The 13,857-nt window shown below is 61.5% G+C and carries 13 protein-coding genes; 7 read left to right on the top strand and 6 right to left on the bottom strand.

The genetic code is table 11. The features are described from left to right. Positions 1–34: 34 nt before the first annotated feature. On the top strand, positions 35–352 hold the full coding sequence (locus QRN20_RS07080; RefSeq protein WP_057409863.1) for a hypothetical protein: 318 nt from the start codon (positions 35–37) through the stop codon (positions 350–352). Between the two features lie 436 nt (positions 353–788). Then, complete coding sequence (locus QRN20_RS07085) at positions 789–2,357, top strand: SulP family inorganic anion transporter (protein WP_122431323.1); 1,569 nt, start codon at positions 789–791, stop codon at positions 2,355–2,357. A gap of 30 nt (positions 2,358–2,387) precedes the next feature. Here QRN20_RS07085 and aroE read toward each other — a convergent pair whose 3' ends face one another. Next, complete coding sequence (gene aroE / locus QRN20_RS07090; protein WP_029241190.1) at positions 2,388–3,209, bottom strand: shikimate dehydrogenase; 822 nt, start codon at positions 3,207–3,209, stop codon at positions 2,388–2,390. Between the two features lie 241 nt (positions 3,210–3,450). After that, positions 3,451–4,365, bottom strand: a complete 915-nt coding sequence (hemF, locus tag QRN20_RS07095; protein ID WP_004882481.1) for an oxygen-dependent coproporphyrinogen oxidase — start codon at positions 4,363–4,365, stop codon at positions 3,451–3,453. A 168-nt stretch (positions 4,366–4,533) separates the two neighbouring features. On the opposite strand from hemF, the gene QRN20_RS07100 reads away from it, so the two are divergent. Then, complete coding sequence (locus QRN20_RS07100) at positions 4,534–5,511, top strand: NADPH:quinone reductase (RefSeq protein WP_029241189.1); 978 nt, start codon at positions 4,534–4,536, stop codon at positions 5,509–5,511. Between the two features lie 24 nt (positions 5,512–5,535). Here QRN20_RS07100 and tsaC read toward each other — a convergent pair whose 3' ends face one another. From tsaC to QRN20_RS07115, 3 genes are all read right to left on the bottom strand, one after another. Beyond that, complete coding sequence (gene tsaC, locus QRN20_RS07105) at positions 5,536–6,093, bottom strand: L-threonylcarbamoyladenylate synthase type 1 TsaC (RefSeq protein WP_004882479.1); 558 nt, start codon at positions 6,091–6,093, stop codon at positions 5,536–5,538. Positions 6,094–6,130: 37 nt separating this feature from the next. Beyond that, positions 6,131–7,243: a DNA-processing protein DprA gene (dprA, locus tag QRN20_RS07110; protein WP_029241188.1), complete on the bottom strand. Its 1,113-nt coding sequence runs from the start codon at positions 7,241–7,243 to the stop codon at positions 6,131–6,133. Positions 7,244–7,366: 123 nt separating this feature from the next. Then, positions 7,367–8,392: a LysM peptidoglycan-binding domain-containing protein gene (locus QRN20_RS07115; protein ID WP_285360047.1), complete on the bottom strand. Its 1,026-nt coding sequence runs from the start codon at positions 8,390–8,392 to the stop codon at positions 7,367–7,369. Between the two features lie 123 nt (positions 8,393–8,515). Here QRN20_RS07115 and def point away from each other — a divergent pair, with 123 nt between their 5' ends. The 4 genes from def (at position 8,516) to trkA (ending at position 12,756) form a co-directional block, all read left to right on the top strand. Continuing rightward, positions 8,516–9,022 carry a peptide deformylase gene (def, locus tag QRN20_RS07120; protein ID WP_004882476.1) on the top strand — a complete coding sequence of 169 codons (507 nt, stop codon included), beginning with the start codon at positions 8,516–8,518 and terminating at the stop codon, positions 9,020–9,022. A gap of 62 nt (positions 9,023–9,084) precedes the next feature. Beyond that, entirely contained in the window at positions 9,085–10,029 is a 945-nt protein-coding gene (fmt, locus tag QRN20_RS07125; protein WP_122864534.1) for a methionyl-tRNA formyltransferase, read from the top strand. Then, the gene (rsmB, locus tag QRN20_RS07130) at positions 10,026–11,336 is read left to right on the top strand and encodes a 16S rRNA (cytosine(967)-C(5))-methyltransferase RsmB (protein WP_029241185.1); all 1,311 of its coding nucleotides are present in this window, start codon (positions 10,026–10,028) and stop codon (positions 11,334–11,336) included. Before fmt ends, rsmB begins: the two co-directional genes overlap by 4 nt. A gap of 46 nt (positions 11,337–11,382) precedes the next feature. Then, positions 11,383–12,756: a Trk system potassium transporter TrkA gene (gene trkA / locus QRN20_RS07135; protein WP_004882473.1), complete on the top strand. Its 1,374-nt coding sequence runs from the start codon at positions 11,383–11,385 to the stop codon at positions 12,754–12,756. A 194-nt stretch (positions 12,757–12,950) separates the two neighbouring features. Here the strand turns inward: trkA and QRN20_RS07140 are convergent, their stop codons facing one another. Next, complete coding sequence (locus QRN20_RS07140; protein WP_025996512.1) at positions 12,951–13,838, bottom strand: lysophospholipid acyltransferase; 888 nt, start codon at positions 13,836–13,838, stop codon at positions 12,951–12,953. Between the last annotated feature and the right edge of the window lie 19 nt (positions 13,839–13,857).

Consider the following 13,857-nt stretch of genomic DNA (forward strand, 5'->3'; position numbering starts at 1 on the left):
GTACGGCACCTAACGGCTGAACTGGAGAATACTGATGAATAAACTACTGATGTCGCTTCCGCTGGCTTTGGTCCTGATCACGACTTTTGCCTCGGCAGCGGGCTGGCCGCCAGAGACCGGGGCCAAAGTGGTGGGCAACGCACTGGAAGTTCCGACCAAGCTGGAAGCGACCGACGTTTCGCTGGAGAAGATGCTCAATGACGGCGCCCACGTGGTCTCTTCCTACGTAGCACAGGACGGCCCGGTGGTGACGGTGCTCAACAAGAAACACTATGCCATCTGCATGCTCAAAGGTGCCGGCATGGGCTCGGACCAGAACGTCGCGACGTCGAAGTGCTATGTGATGAATTAGGTTGTGGCAGTTGCTACCCGTCCACGGTTTATGAAACATAGGAGCGGACCGGGCGGCGTTCCGCTTGTCCGCGAAGAGGCCGGTACATCCGACGCATATGCAGTGGCTGAAATACTGCATTCGCGGACAAGTCCGCTCTTATCAAACAACCTGTAAGCCACTGAAGAAACTGGATTTTGTGGGAGCGGACTTGTCCGCGAAAGGCCAGTACATCCGACGCATATGCGGTGGCTGAAATACTGCATTCGCGGACAAGCGGAACGCCGCCCGGTCCGCTCCCACCTAGTTTGCTGCGCGACAGCGCTACGTCGAAGACCTGGTGAGGCATCCCACAGGCTCCGCAGTCATGCACTGAAAACGAACACAGGATATGGGTACAACCGGGTCCGGCCACAGACGTGTAATCTGACGGCAACCCACCAATCACGAGGGACCGATGCGCTGGCTCAACCGCCATAAATTCCTGCCTTTTCTGGCCTGGCTTCCTCAGCAGACCCGCGTCAGCGTCGGACGTGATGCGCTGGTGGGGTTGAGCGGTGCCATTCTGGCCCTGCCGCAATCCATCGCCTACGCGCTGATCGCCGGATTGCCTCCCGAGTACGGTCTGTATGCCGCTATCGTTCCGGTGATCATCGCCTGCCTGTGGGGCTCTTCCTGGCACCTGATCTGCGGCCCGACCGCCGCCATCTCCATCGTGCTGTACGCCAGCGTCAGCCCCCTTGCGGTTCCGGCCAGTCAGGATTACATCACCCTGATCCTGTTGCTGACGTTCATTGCCGGGGTCTTCCAGTTGTTGCTTGGCATGGTGCGCTTTGGCGCACTGGTGAATTTCGTCTCGCACTCCGTGGTGATCGGATTCACGCTCGGTGCTGCTGTCGTGATCGCGCTGGGGCAGATGCCCAATCTGATGGGCATTGACCTGCCCAGCCAGACCACAGCTCTCGACAGTCTTACAGCGCTGCTCGAGCACCGGGGCGAGGTTGACACGGTGTCGCTCGCGCTGGGCCTGATGACGCTGACACTGGGCATCGTGCTGAAATCGCTGGTGCCGCGCTGGCCCACGCTGTTGATCGCGCTGGTCGCGAGCAGCCTGCTGGTCTGGTTGTGGCCTGCAATGTTCGGCCACGTCAGGCTGGTCAGCGCCTTTGCCGGAAGCCTGTCACCCTTCGCCCCTCTGCCGCTGGATGCCGAGTTGATCCTCAAACTGCTGCCGACGGCCGTGGCAGTCGGCATGCTCGGGCTGGTCAACAGCCTGTCGATTGCCCGCTCGCTGTCGACGCGCTCGCAGCAGATGCTCAACGCCAACCAGGAAGTTCGGGCACAGGGTCTGTCGAACATGATCGGTCCGCTGTTCTCGGGCTATCTGTCGGCAGGCTCGTTCACCCGTGCGGCACTCAACTACGAAGCCGGTGCCCGCTCACCACTGGCCGGGGTGTTTTCGGCTTTGTGGGTCGCGTTGTTTGCGGTTGCCGGGGCCTCGGTGATCGCGCACATCCCGATCCCCAGCATGGCGGCTTCCATTCTGCTGATCTGCTGGGGACTGATTGATCGTCGCGGCATCACTGCGTTGTTCCGGGTCAGCCGCTCGGAGTTCTTCGTGATGGCGCTGACTTGTCTGGCCACCTTGCTGCTGGAGCTGCAGACCGCGATTTATGCAGGCGTGCTGGCGTCTCTGTTCTTCTACCTCAAACGCACTTCACAACCTCGCGTGCAGCAATTGCGTGAAGGTGACGAGGACATTCTGCGGGTCGGTGGCTCGATCTTCTTCGGCGCCAGCCACTACCTGCAAACCCGCCTGCAACGCACCCAGGGCCAGCGCGTGGTGATCGAGGCGCAGCAGATCAACTTCATCGATTACTCGGGCGTTGAAATGCTGCATCAGGAAGCGCGTCGACTGAACAGACAGGGCAGGGCGCTGGTGCTGCGCCACGCAAGACCGCAAGTGATCGAGGAACTGCACAAGCTGGAAGGGGCTGATCAATGCCCGATTGTGTTTGAGGATTGAAGTCGATCAGTGTCGGGATCATTACGTGCCTCAGCCCGCCAACTGCCTGCGCAACTCAGCCAGCACCGGCGCTGAATCCGGGCGGACACCGCGCCACAGCAGAAAGGCTTCGGCAGCCTGTTCGACGAGCATCCCCAGGCCATCGACCGACTGCGCAGCGCCCTGCTCAGTGGCCCAGCGGCAGAATGCAGTGGGCTCCTTGCAGTACATCATGTCGTAGCAGAAGGTCTTGCCCGGCTCGATCAGGCTGGGCGAGATCGGCGGCAGTTCACCGGCAAGGCTGGCGGAGGTGGCGTTGATGATCACGTCCACGGACTCCTGAAGCCAATCGAAACTGCTGGCAAACACCGGGCCCAGGTCCGCGAATTCCTGAGCCAGTCTTTCGGCTTTTTCCACCGTGCGATTGGCGATTACCAGCGCCAGCGGCTGTTGTGCAAGCAACGGTTCAAGCGCGCCTCGAACGGCCCCGCCCGCACCCAGCAGCAGAATGCGCTGCCCGCGCAGACTGACGCCGCAATTGATGGTCAGATCGCGCACCAGACCGGCCCCGTCGGTGTTGTCGCCCAGTACCGAGCCGTCGTCGAGCTTGATCAACGTGTTAACCGCACCTGCCCGCTGGGCACGCTCGGTCAGACGGTCGGCAAGGCGAAAGGCTTCTTCCTTGAACGGCACCGTGACATTGGCGCCACGTCCCTGCTGAAAAAAAGCCTGGGCAAACGCAGTGAAATCGTCCAGCGGTGCAAGCGACGCCTGATAGTCAAGCGCCTGCCCGGTCTGCTCGGCAAACGAACGATGAATCAGCGGCGACTTGCTGTGGCCGATGGGATTACCGAAGACGACGTACTGGTCCATTGGGGTTCCTGTTGATGTATTGCAGCGCTCGATCTGGCAAACCACGTCCAGCCTGCTGAAGAAACGCTATCTGACGTGGGAGGCGGCTTGCCGGCGAAGGCGTCGTGTCAGTCACTGAAGGGGCGCCTGGAGATTGCATCGCCGGCAAGCCGCCTCCCACATTTTCTGTTTGCTGCCAGACACCGCTATGTCAGAGAAAAAGAGGCATGTTCCACAGTCTTTCACTCACTGCACCATGCAATCACTCGTCGGCCAGCCAGTCCCGATCCGTCAGGAAGTATTCGGTCAGGCGAGCTTCTTCGCTGCCCGGCGCGGCTTTCCAGTCGTAGCCCCAGCGCACTTGCGGCGGCAACGACATCAGGATCGATTCGGTACGACCGCCTGATTGCAGACCGAACAATGTGCCGCGGTCGTACACCAGGTTGAATTCCACATAGCGCCCACGGCGGAATTCCTGAAATTCGCGCTGCTGCACGGTGTAGGCGTTGGCCTTGCGGCGACGCACGATCGGCAGATAGGCGTTGATGAACGCATCGCCAATCGCCCGGATGAACGCAAAACTGGTGTCGAAATCCCATTGGTTCACATCATCGAAGAACAGACCGCCAATCCCGCGCGGTTCATCGCGGTGCTTGAGGTGGAAGTAGCTGTCGCACCAGGCCTTGTAGCGCGGGTAGACGTCTTCGCCAAACGGCGCACAGGCCCGCTCGGCAACCCGGTGCCAGTGAATGCAGTCTTCTTCGACGCCGTAGTAGGGCGTCAGATCGAAACCGCCACCGAACCACCAGACCGCCTCTTCGCCTTCTTTCTCGGCGATGAAAAATCGTACGTTGGCGTGGGACGTTGGCACATGCGGGTTGTGCGGATGGATGACAAGTGACACACCCAACGCCTCGAAACCACGTCCGGCCAATTCGGGACGATGCGCGCTCGCCGAAGGCGGCAGGTTGCTGCCAAAGACGTGGGAGAAATTCACGCCGCCTTTCTCGATGACCGCGCCGTTTTCGATCACACGCGTACGGCCACCGCCGCCTGCCGGGCGAGTCCAGGCGTCTTCGACGAAGTGCGCGTTGCCATCTTCCTGCTCAAGCGCAGTACAGATGCGATCCTGCAGGTCGAGCAGGTAAGCCTTCACGGCCTCGGTACGGGTACTCATGGCGATCCCTTACGGCTGACTTCAAACGGCTGAGCCCATGGAACACAAGCGGCGCAGGCAAATTGGCGCGTAGCATACCATCGGCGGGCGGGCGTGGCAGTTGACGAGGGTCTGGGGAAGGAGTTGGATAGGCGCTTTGCAGTCAGTTTAATCATCATGGAGAGAACAATGGCAAAGCGTATCCAGTTCAGCACCGTCGGAGGACCCGAGGTACTTGAATACATCGACTTCGAGCCCGAAGCGCTCGGTCCGAAGGAAGTGCTTGTGCGCAACAAGGCCATCGGCCTGAACTTCATTGATACCTACTACCGCAGTGGTCTGTACCCGGCGCCCGAATTGCCATCCGGTCTGGGCACCGAAGGGGCTGGCGTGGTCGAGGCTGTGGGTGATGAAGTGACGCGCTTCGCGATCGGTGACCGGGTTGCCTACGGCACGGGACCGCTCGGCAGTTACAGCGATGTTCATGCGCTGCCTGAAGCCAATCTGGTGAAGCTGCCCGACGCGATCAGCTTCGAACAGGCCGCCGCTGTGATACTCAAGGGACTGACCGTTCAATACCTGCTGCGCCAGACGTATCAGGTAAAGCCAGGCGAGATCATTCTGTTCCATGCAGCGGCTGGCGGCGTGGGCTCGCTGGCCTGCCAGTGGGCCAAGGCGCTGGGCGCAAAACTGATCGGCACCGTCAGCACGCCGGAGAAAGCGGCGCACGCCAAAGCGCTGGGCGCCTGGGAAACCATTGATTACAGCCATGAAGACGTTGCCAAACGGGTACTGGAGCTGACCGACGGCCAGAAATGCCCGGTGGTCTACGACGGCGTGGGCAAGGATACCTGGCTGACGTCGCTGGATTGCGTCGCACCGCGCGGTCTGATGGTGAGCTTCGGCAATGCCTCGGGAGCGGTCTCCGGGGTGAACCTGGGCATTCTCTCGCAGAAAGGCTCGCTCTACGTCACGCGCCCGACGCTGGGCAGCTACGCCAACAACGCGCAGAACCTCCAGACCATGGCCGACGAACTGTTCGACATGCTCGCCAGCGGCAAACTCAAGGTTGGCGAGATCAAGCAGTACGCGCTCGCTGATGCTGCCCAGGCGCACATCGAGCTGTCTGCCCGCCGCACCACGGGATCGACGATTCTGATCCCGTGAAGCGTGCCTCCGTTCGCGCCTGGCTCAGCCTGCGCGAACGACCTGCGCTGTCGCAATATCACGAATCACGCTGGGGTTTCGGCGGCCGCCCAGGCTGCCGCCGAGCACCAGATCGATCTGGCCACGGAAATACTGCTCAACGCGCAGCCGCGACTTGGCAGCAGGCCGACCCGCAGGGTTGGCGGACGTGGAGATCAACGGACCGACCAGCGCACACAGTTCACGCACCGTCGGGTGATCCGTCACGCGCAAGGCGACGGTCTCGTGAATACCAGTGATCCACTCCGGCAACAGATTCTGATGGGGAACCAGCCAGGTGTTGGGGCCGGGCCAGGTGCTGGCCATACGGTCCAGCCACAGCTCGGGAAAGTCCTCGAACAGAAAGTCGAACTGGCGAATGTTGTCGGCGATCAGAATCAGGCCTTTTTCCACAGGCCGTGACTTGATTGCCAGCAGGCGATAGACCGCCTCTTCGTCCCACGGGTCGCACCCCAGCCCCCAGACAGCTTCGGTCGGGTAGGCGATGACCGCTCCGGCTCGAATATCACGAGCGGCTTGTTGCACACGCCAACTGCTGACCATTGTCATCTCTCCACGAAATCCTGGCGGCAGTTTAACCTCAGGGCGCTCTGGCGAACCATCGTCCGGCTTCACTGCTGATCCGTCCATCGAGTTCCAGCTCGGTCAGGGCTGCCAGCACCTTGGGCAGCGGCCAACCGATCGATACCGACAAGCCTTCGCTGGTGTGAGGAGCCGCGTGCAGCAAATCGAGCAGGGGATGATCGCAAACGGGGAGCGAGGCAGACTCAGCGGTGTCGGGTGCGGTCACATGCCAGTGCTGCAAGCCTTCCAGAATGTGATCGACCGTTTCGACCAGTGTCGCGCCATCCCGAATCAACTGGTGACAGCCTTTGGCACCTGGGTGATGGATCGAGCCCGGAATCGCATAAACCTCGCGCCCATGTTCCGCCGCAAGACGTGCCGTGATCAGCGAGCCGCTGGCGACACTGGCTTCGACCACCAGCACACCAAGAGACAAACCGCTGATGATCCGGTTGCGCCGCGGGAAGTTGCTGGGCTGCGGTCCCGCGTCCAACGGAAACTCGGAAATCACCGCCCCGCCCTGCGCGGCCATCTGCGCGGCGAGTGTCCGATGCTGCTGTGGATAAAGTTTTTCGAGTCCCGTGCCCAGGACGCCGATTGTAAGGCCTCCGACATCCAGCGCGCCCTGATGCGCGGCACCGTCGATGCCACGTGCCAGACCGCTGGTGATCACAAAACCGGCGCCGGCCAGACTTCGGGCAAACGCGGCGGCGGTGTCCAGCCCAGGTCTGGACGCACGCCGACTGCCGACCATTCCCAGCTGCGGGCGGTCAAGGATCGAAGGGTCTCCAACGATGAACAGCAGGGGCGGTGGATCAGCGATCTGCGCCAGCAGGGCGGGGTAGTCAGGGTCGTCCCACATCAGCAAATGCTGGCCGGGACGCTCCAGCCAGGCCATTGCAGCGCTTGCACCATCGCGTACCGAGGGATCGCGGCGAGCCTCTGCGCTGGCGGTAGGAAGACCCAGTGCCCGCCATGCGCTGGCCGGTGCAGCGAGTGCCGCTGAAGCACTGCCGAAGGCATCAATGAGGCGGGAGAAGCGTTTCAGTCCGACCTCTGGCAAGCGATGCAAGCGAAGACGCGCTTCCAGTTCCGAAGGAGACGGAACGGCTTTTTCGAACAGCGGCATGAGATCGTCCTTGATCAATTGTGCGCCTCAAGCAGCGCACAAACCTGTGGATAACTCTGTTGACAACAATTTGATAAGTGAGCGCCTCTCAGGAAAATTCCGTATCAAAACTGCAACATGGCGCTATGGGTTACGGACCTTGTCCATAATGGCCAAAGATCGGTTCGCGTGCAGGACCAAGGCGTAACTAAGCTTGTCGTAGGTGCGGAACACCATCAGCAGCCCCGACCGCTCGTCCGGGATTTTCACCGACTCGCCGGTTACCCGGTCACGTACCTTTTCGCCGGTCTTGTAGATCGCCAGCACGTTGCCTTCGGTCAGGCCGTCACGCCGTCCTGTGTTCAACGTCACCACGTCCATGACACCGATCTGGGTCACGCCGCGTGGCACATCCAGAATCAATCCTTCGACCTGCGTTTGCGGCGCGCTGGGCATGAAGGTCGAATTGATCGCGCGCTCTTCGCTGGCAAACAGGCGGTCGCCCAGCCTCACTTCCTGCGTCGAGCGCTGAAGCATCAGGGTGGAGACATCGCCCTCGGTGGCCACGACTTCGCCGCCGCCGATGTCGTCGGCGTTGATGCCCAGCACCTCGTCAGTATCCGGGTCGGTGTAGACCTTGCCCTGACGAAAAATGCCGTAAACGGTATGGGCCGGATCCAGCGTGCCGCGTGCGTAAACCCGGTCGCCACTGCCGCTGAGCACGCGCTCGGCATTACCGGCAACGATATAAGGGGCCTGCTGGAACTGCTCGGCGTTATCGACGATCCGGTTGCTGATCAGAAAGGCATTGATGGCGCCCAGCGGGATGCTGGGGATCGCTTCGACCACGGGCGTGCTGCGCACACGCGGTGACAATTTGATCGTGCCGCGGGATTCGCCCCGGTTCAGAGTCACGCGTGGCTGACCATCGACGTAGGAGAGCGACAGCGTGTCGCCCGGATAGATCAGGTCGGGATCACGCACCTGCGGGTTGGCGCGCCAGATCTCGCGCCATTTCCACGGTTCACGCAAAAACTTGCCGGAGATATCCCAGAGCGTATCGCCTGCGGCGACGGTATAACTCTGCGGATGGCCTTCCCTGAGTTGCACCTGCGCCTGGACAAGACCGCTGGCGGTCAACAGCAGCAAGGCGAGTAGTGATTTCCTCATGCGGTGAATCCCTTTATCATGTTGCCTCGCGTGAACAATAGAGTCCCATCATGGGCTGCCCGCTTTGACGTCCGAGCCCGCAGCCGACATTGACTTTACCTTAACAGTGCAGCTCTTACGTATATGGCTATTTTAAACATCCTCGAATTTCCCGATTCGCGCCTGCGCACCATCGCCAAACCTGTGGCGATAGTAGACGACGGCATTCGCCAGTTGGTCGACGACATGTTTGAAACCATGTACGAAGCGCCTGGCATCGGGCTGGCAGCGACCCAGGTCAACGTCCACAAGCGTGTGGTCGTCATGGACCTCAGCGAGGATCGCAGCGAGCCGCGCGTATTCATCAACCCTGAAATCGAAATGCTGACCGATGAAATGGATCAGTATCAGGAAGGCTGCCTGTCGGTGCCCGGTTTCTACGAGAACGTCGACCGTCCGCAGAAGGTTCGCGTCAAGGCGCTGGGCCGCGATGGCGAGCCTTACGAACTGGTAGCTGAAGGTCTGTTGGCGATCTGCATTCAGCACGAGTGCGATCACCTGAACGGCAAGCTGTTCGTCGACTACCTCTCCAACCTCAAGCGTGACCGGATCAAGAAGAAGCTGGAAAAGCAGCACAAGCTCAACGCCTGATCCGTCATCACCCCGAAAAGGCCTGTCGAAGGCCTTTTTCTTTTTTCAGAACGAGAAAGTCCATGACTGAGCCACTGCGCATCGTCTTCGCCGGCACTCCGGAATTCGCCGCCGAACACCTCAAGGCCCTGCTCGACAGCCCTCATCGTATCGTTGCGGTCTACACCCAGCCTGATCGCCCGGCCGGTCGCGGACAAAAACTGATGCCCAGCCCGGTCAAGCAACTGGCGCTCGAGCACAACGTGCCCGTCATGCAGCCACCGACGCTGCGAGCCCCCGAAGCTCAGGCAGAACTGGCGGCCCTCAAGCCGGACCTGATGGTGGTGGTCGCCTACGGCCTGATCCTGCCGCAGGTGGTGCTGGATATCCCGCGTCTGGGCTGCATCAACAGCCACGCTTCGCTGCTGCCACGCTGGCGCGGTGCCGCGCCTATCCAGCGCGCCGTTCAGGCAGGTGATGCCGAAAGTGGCGTGACGGTGATGCGCATGGAGGCCGGTCTCGACACAGGCCCCATGCTGCTCAAGGCCGTCACGCCGATTACGGCGCAGGACACTGGCGGCACACTGCATGATCGTCTGGCTGAGCTTGGCCCGCCTGCGGTGCTGCAAGCCATTGCCGGTCTGGCAGACGGTTCGCTGATCGGCGAGGTTCAGGACGACAGCCTGGCCAACTACGCCCACAAACTGAACAAGGACGAAGCGCGTATCGACTGGTCGCGTCCGGCCGATGAGCTGGAGCGTCTGGTCCGTGCATTCAATCCATGGCCGATCTGTCACAGCACGTTGAACAGCGAAGCGCTGAAAGTCCTGGCCGCCGATCTGGCCGAAGGGCAGGGCGCACCGGGCACGATTCTGAGCGCCAGCAAGGAAGGCCTGACCGTTGCCTGCGGCGAGAACGCCCTGCGCCTGACACGTCTGCAAATGCCGGGCGGCAAGCCGTTGAGCTTCACGGATCTGTTCAACAGCCGTCGCGAGAAATTCGCCGTTGGCACGGCGCTCGGTCAATGAACCCGCGTCTGGCCGCCGCCAAGGCTCTGGCTGCCGTACTCAGCGGCAAGGCATCGCTCAACAGCTCGCTGCCCACGCAACTGGACAAGGTCGAGTTGCGTGATCGCGGCCTGACTCAGGATCTGGCATTCGGCACCGCACGCTGGCAGCCACGCCTGTCGGCGCTCGCGGCCAAACTGCTGCAAAAGCCGTTCAAGGCTGCCGATGCTGATGTCGAAGCCTTGCTGCTGGTCGGCCTGTATCAACTGTTCTACAGCCGCATACCTGCTCACGCCGCCATTGGCGAAACCGTGGGCTGTGCCGACAAGCTGAAAAAGCCTTGGGCGAAGGGTCTGCTCAACGCGGTATTGCGCAACGCCCAGCGCGAAGGCGAGGCGCTGCTGATCGAACTGGAACACGACCCCGTCGTCCGCACCGCTCACCCGCGCTGGCTGCAGAAAGCCCTCAAAGCCGCATGGCCCGAACAGTGGGAAGCGATCTGCGCTGCCAACAACGCGCATCCGCCGATGATCCTGCGCGTCAATCGTCGCCACCACAGCCGCGATCAATACCTTGAGCTGTTGAAGGCAGAAGGTCTTGAAGCCAGCGCCTGCACGTTCAGTCAGGACGGCATCGTGCTGGCCGAGCCTTGTGATGTGCGTTCACTGCCCGGTTTTGCCGAAGGCTGGATCAGCGTTCAGGACGAAGCCGCGCAACTGGCCGCCGACCTGCTGGAACTTGCGCCCGGCCAACGCGTGCTCGACGCCTGCTGCGCACCGGGCGGCAAAACCTGTCACCTGCTGGAAGTCCAGCCGCAGTTGAGCGGCGTGGTCGCCGTGGATCTGGAGGCCAAGCGTCTGGTGCGTGTTCGCGAGAATCTCGACCGCCTCGGTCTGGATGCCGAATTGATCGCCGCCGATGCGCGGGAAACCGCGCAGTGGTGGGACGGCAAGCCGTTCCAGCGCATCCTGCTCGACGCGCCCTGTTCGGCAACCGGCGTGATTCGTCGCCATCCGGACATCAAGCTGACGCGTCAGCCAGACGACATCGTCGCCCTCGCGACACTGCAAGGCGAGCTGCTCGACGCCCTGTGGCCTACGCTTGAGGTGGGCGGCATGCTGATCTACGCGACCTGCTCGACATTGCCGACGGAAAATACCGAAGTGGTCGAAGCCTTTCTGGCACGCACCTCAGGGGCAAGGGAGCTGGACATCGCCAGCGAGGCAGGTATCAAGCAGCCGCATGGTCGCCAACTGCTGGCCCAGCAGGGCGGTCATGATGGTTTCTACTACGCCAAACTGATCAAGATCGCCGCAACGCGGGCTTGAAGATGCAACGGGCAACAGTGCCCAGGAATTTCCACGGAGTGAACGGTTGAAAATCATCATCCTGGGTGCAGGTCAGGTCGGCGGCACGCTGGCCGAGCATTTGGCAGGCGAAGCCAACGACATTACCGTGGTCGACACAGACGGTGACCGGTTGCGCAACCTGGGCGACCGGCTGGACATTCGGACCGTGCAGGGCAAAGGCTCGTATCCGGCCGTGTTGCGCCAGGCCGGGGCCGACGACGCCGACATGCTGGTTGCCGTGACCAGCAGTGATGAAGCCAACATGATTGCCTGTCAGGTCGCGTACACGCTGTTTCATACGCCGACCAAGATCGCCCGAGTGCGTGAAGCCGCGTACCTGACGCGCTCTGAACTGTTCGACAACAGCGCCATTCCGGTGGACGTGCTGATCAGCCCGGAGCAGGTGGTCACCAATTACATCAAGCGTCTGATCGAGTACCCCGGCGCGCTGCAAGTGATCGACTTTGCCGGGGGCAAGGCTCAGCTGGTCGCGGTCAAGGCGTACTACGGCGGGCCGCTGGTAGGTCAGCAACTCCGCCAGCTCAAGGCGCACATGCCAAACGTCGAAACCCGCGTCGCCGCCATTTTCCGCCGCGACCGTCCGATCCTGCCGCAGGGCGACACCGTGATCGAAGCCGACGACGAAGTGTTTTTCGTTGCCGCCAAGGCTGACATTCGTGCGGTGATGGGCGAGATGCGCCGTCTGGACGAGAGCTACAAACGCATCGTGATCGCGGGTGGCGGCAACATCGGCGAGCGCCTGGCAGAAGCCATCGAGAGCCGCTATCAGGTCAAGATCATCGAGATGAACCCGGCACGCTGCCGTTACCTCTCGGAGAACCTGGACAACACAGTCGTGCTGCAGGGCAGCTCCTCGGATCGCGATCTGCTGATCGAGGAAAACATCGGCAACACCGACCTGTTTCTGGCCCTGACCAACGACGACGAAGCCAACATCATGTCATCGCTGCTCGCCAAACGGCTGGGCGCACGCAAGGTGATGACCCTGATCAACAACTCGGCGTATGTGGATCTGGTGCAGGGCGGGGAGATCGATGTCGCGGTCAGCCCGCAACTGGCAACCATCGGCACCCTGCTAGCCCACGTGCGACGCGGCGATATCGTCAGCGTCCACTCCCTGCGCCGGGGTGCAGCCGAAGCCATCGAGATCGTGGCCCACGGCGACTCGAAATCCAGCAAGGTCATCGGCCGCGCCATCAAGGACATCAACCTGCCGACCGGCACCATGATTGGCGCAATCATCCGCAACGAAGAGGTGCTCATCGCCCACGACATCACCGTGATCGAATCCGGCGATCAGGTGATCATGTTCCTTGTGGATAAAAAGTACATCCGCGACGTAGAGCGGCTGTTTCAGGTGGGGTTGAGCTTTTTCTGATCTGGCAGATATTTCGCTGCAGATGTCGCCGGGACGCGGAGCGTCCCAAGCTTCATTCCCACGCTGGAGCGTGAGGAACGATCACCTATCCTCCGAACACTGATCGTGCCCATGCTCCGCGTGGGCATGCCGCCCGGGACGCTCCGCGTCCCAGTGGGTCGGATCACGCAAATCTGCGAAGTTGAAGCGCCAGATCAATACCAGCGCTTCTCACCCTCAGGACGCTTCTTGAAGCGCTTCATGGTCCACATGTACTGGCTCGGGTAGGCGCGCACGTACTTCTCGACCACTTTGCTCATGGCCGCTGCCGAGGTTTCGGTATCAGTGCTGTACATGGCTTCAGGGGCCGCTTCCAGAACGACCTTGTAACCGGAACCGTCCGGCAGGCGCATGGCATGCAGGAAGACGCCGACGGCCTTGCCGCCTGCCAGCATGTTCGGCACGAACTTGCTGGTCAGCGCCACGGTGCCGCAGAAGGGCACGAAGATGCCTGCGGACTCTGCCGGTTCAGGGTCAGCCGGAATACCCACCGATCCGCCCTTACGGACTTCCTTGATGACGCTGAGGATGCCTTCCTTGGTGGACGCCGCCACGCGGTTGCCCAGCTGAACCCGCTGTTTGCGCAGCAGGTCATCGACGGCCTTCAACTTTGGCGGACGGTAGAAAATGATCGGTTTGCACTGGCTGCAGTAGAAGTGATTGAGCACTTCCCAGTTGCCCAGGTGGCTGGTGATGCCGACCACGCCCTTGCCGGATGCCAGCGCGTCCTTGAGCACGTGGAGGCCTTCGACCTCGCGCACCAGATTGATGGATTTCTGAGCAGGCCAGATCCACGCACAGGCGCTTTCGGTCAGCGTCTTGCCGATGTCCATGAGGCTTCTGCCCACCAGCTTTTCAAGCTCGGGCTCGCTCAGTTCGGGAAAACACTTGGACAGGTTGATCCGCGCCACTTCGCGCGAACGGTTGGGAAGCTTCCACATCAGCCAGCCGATGGCGGTGCCGACCCACTGCACGGCACGCCAGGGCAGGAGGGCAAACAGGCGTAACGCCCCGACCATCATGGCGCCTTTGAACTTTTCCACAGATCACTCCCGGATTCTT

Origin of the sequence: Pseudomonas sp. fls2-241-TYG-175, assembly GCF_030209155.1 — a bacterium.
Taxonomy (GTDB): Bacteria; Pseudomonadota; Gammaproteobacteria; order Pseudomonadales; family Pseudomonadaceae; genus Aquipseudomonas; species Aquipseudomonas viridiflava.

Coding starts and splice junctions, on each gene's coding strand:
- QRN20_RS07080 (WP_057409863.1), top strand. CDS start 35: ATGAATAAACTACTGATGTCGCTTCCGCTGGCTTTGGTCCTGATCACG.
- QRN20_RS07085 (WP_122431323.1), top strand. CDS start 789: ATGCGCTGGCTCAACCGCCATAAATTCCTGCCTTTTCTGGCCTGGCTT.
- aroE (WP_029241190.1), bottom strand. CDS start 3,209: ATGGACCAGTACGTCGTCTTCGGTAATCCCATCGGCCACAGCAAGTCG.
- hemF (WP_004882481.1), bottom strand. CDS start 4,365: ATGAGTACCCGTACCGAGGCCGTGAAGGCTTACCTGCTCGACCTGCAG.
- QRN20_RS07100 (WP_029241189.1), top strand. CDS start 4,534: ATGGCAAAGCGTATCCAGTTCAGCACCGTCGGAGGACCCGAGGTACTT.
- tsaC (WP_004882479.1), bottom strand. CDS start 6,093: ATGGTCAGCAGTTGGCGTGTGCAACAAGCCGCTCGTGATATTCGAGCC.
- dprA (WP_029241188.1), bottom strand. CDS start 7,243: ATGCCGCTGTTCGAAAAAGCCGTTCCGTCTCCTTCGGAACTGGAAGCG.
- QRN20_RS07115 (WP_285360047.1), bottom strand. CDS start 8,392: ATGAGGAAATCACTACTCGCCTTGCTGCTGTTGACCGCCAGCGGTCTT.
- def (WP_004882476.1), top strand. CDS start 8,516: ATGGCTATTTTAAACATCCTCGAATTTCCCGATTCGCGCCTGCGCACC.
- fmt (WP_122864534.1), top strand. CDS start 9,085: ATGACTGAGCCACTGCGCATCGTCTTCGCCGGCACTCCGGAATTCGCC.
- rsmB (WP_029241185.1), top strand. CDS start 10,026: ATGAACCCGCGTCTGGCCGCCGCCAAGGCTCTGGCTGCCGTACTCAGC.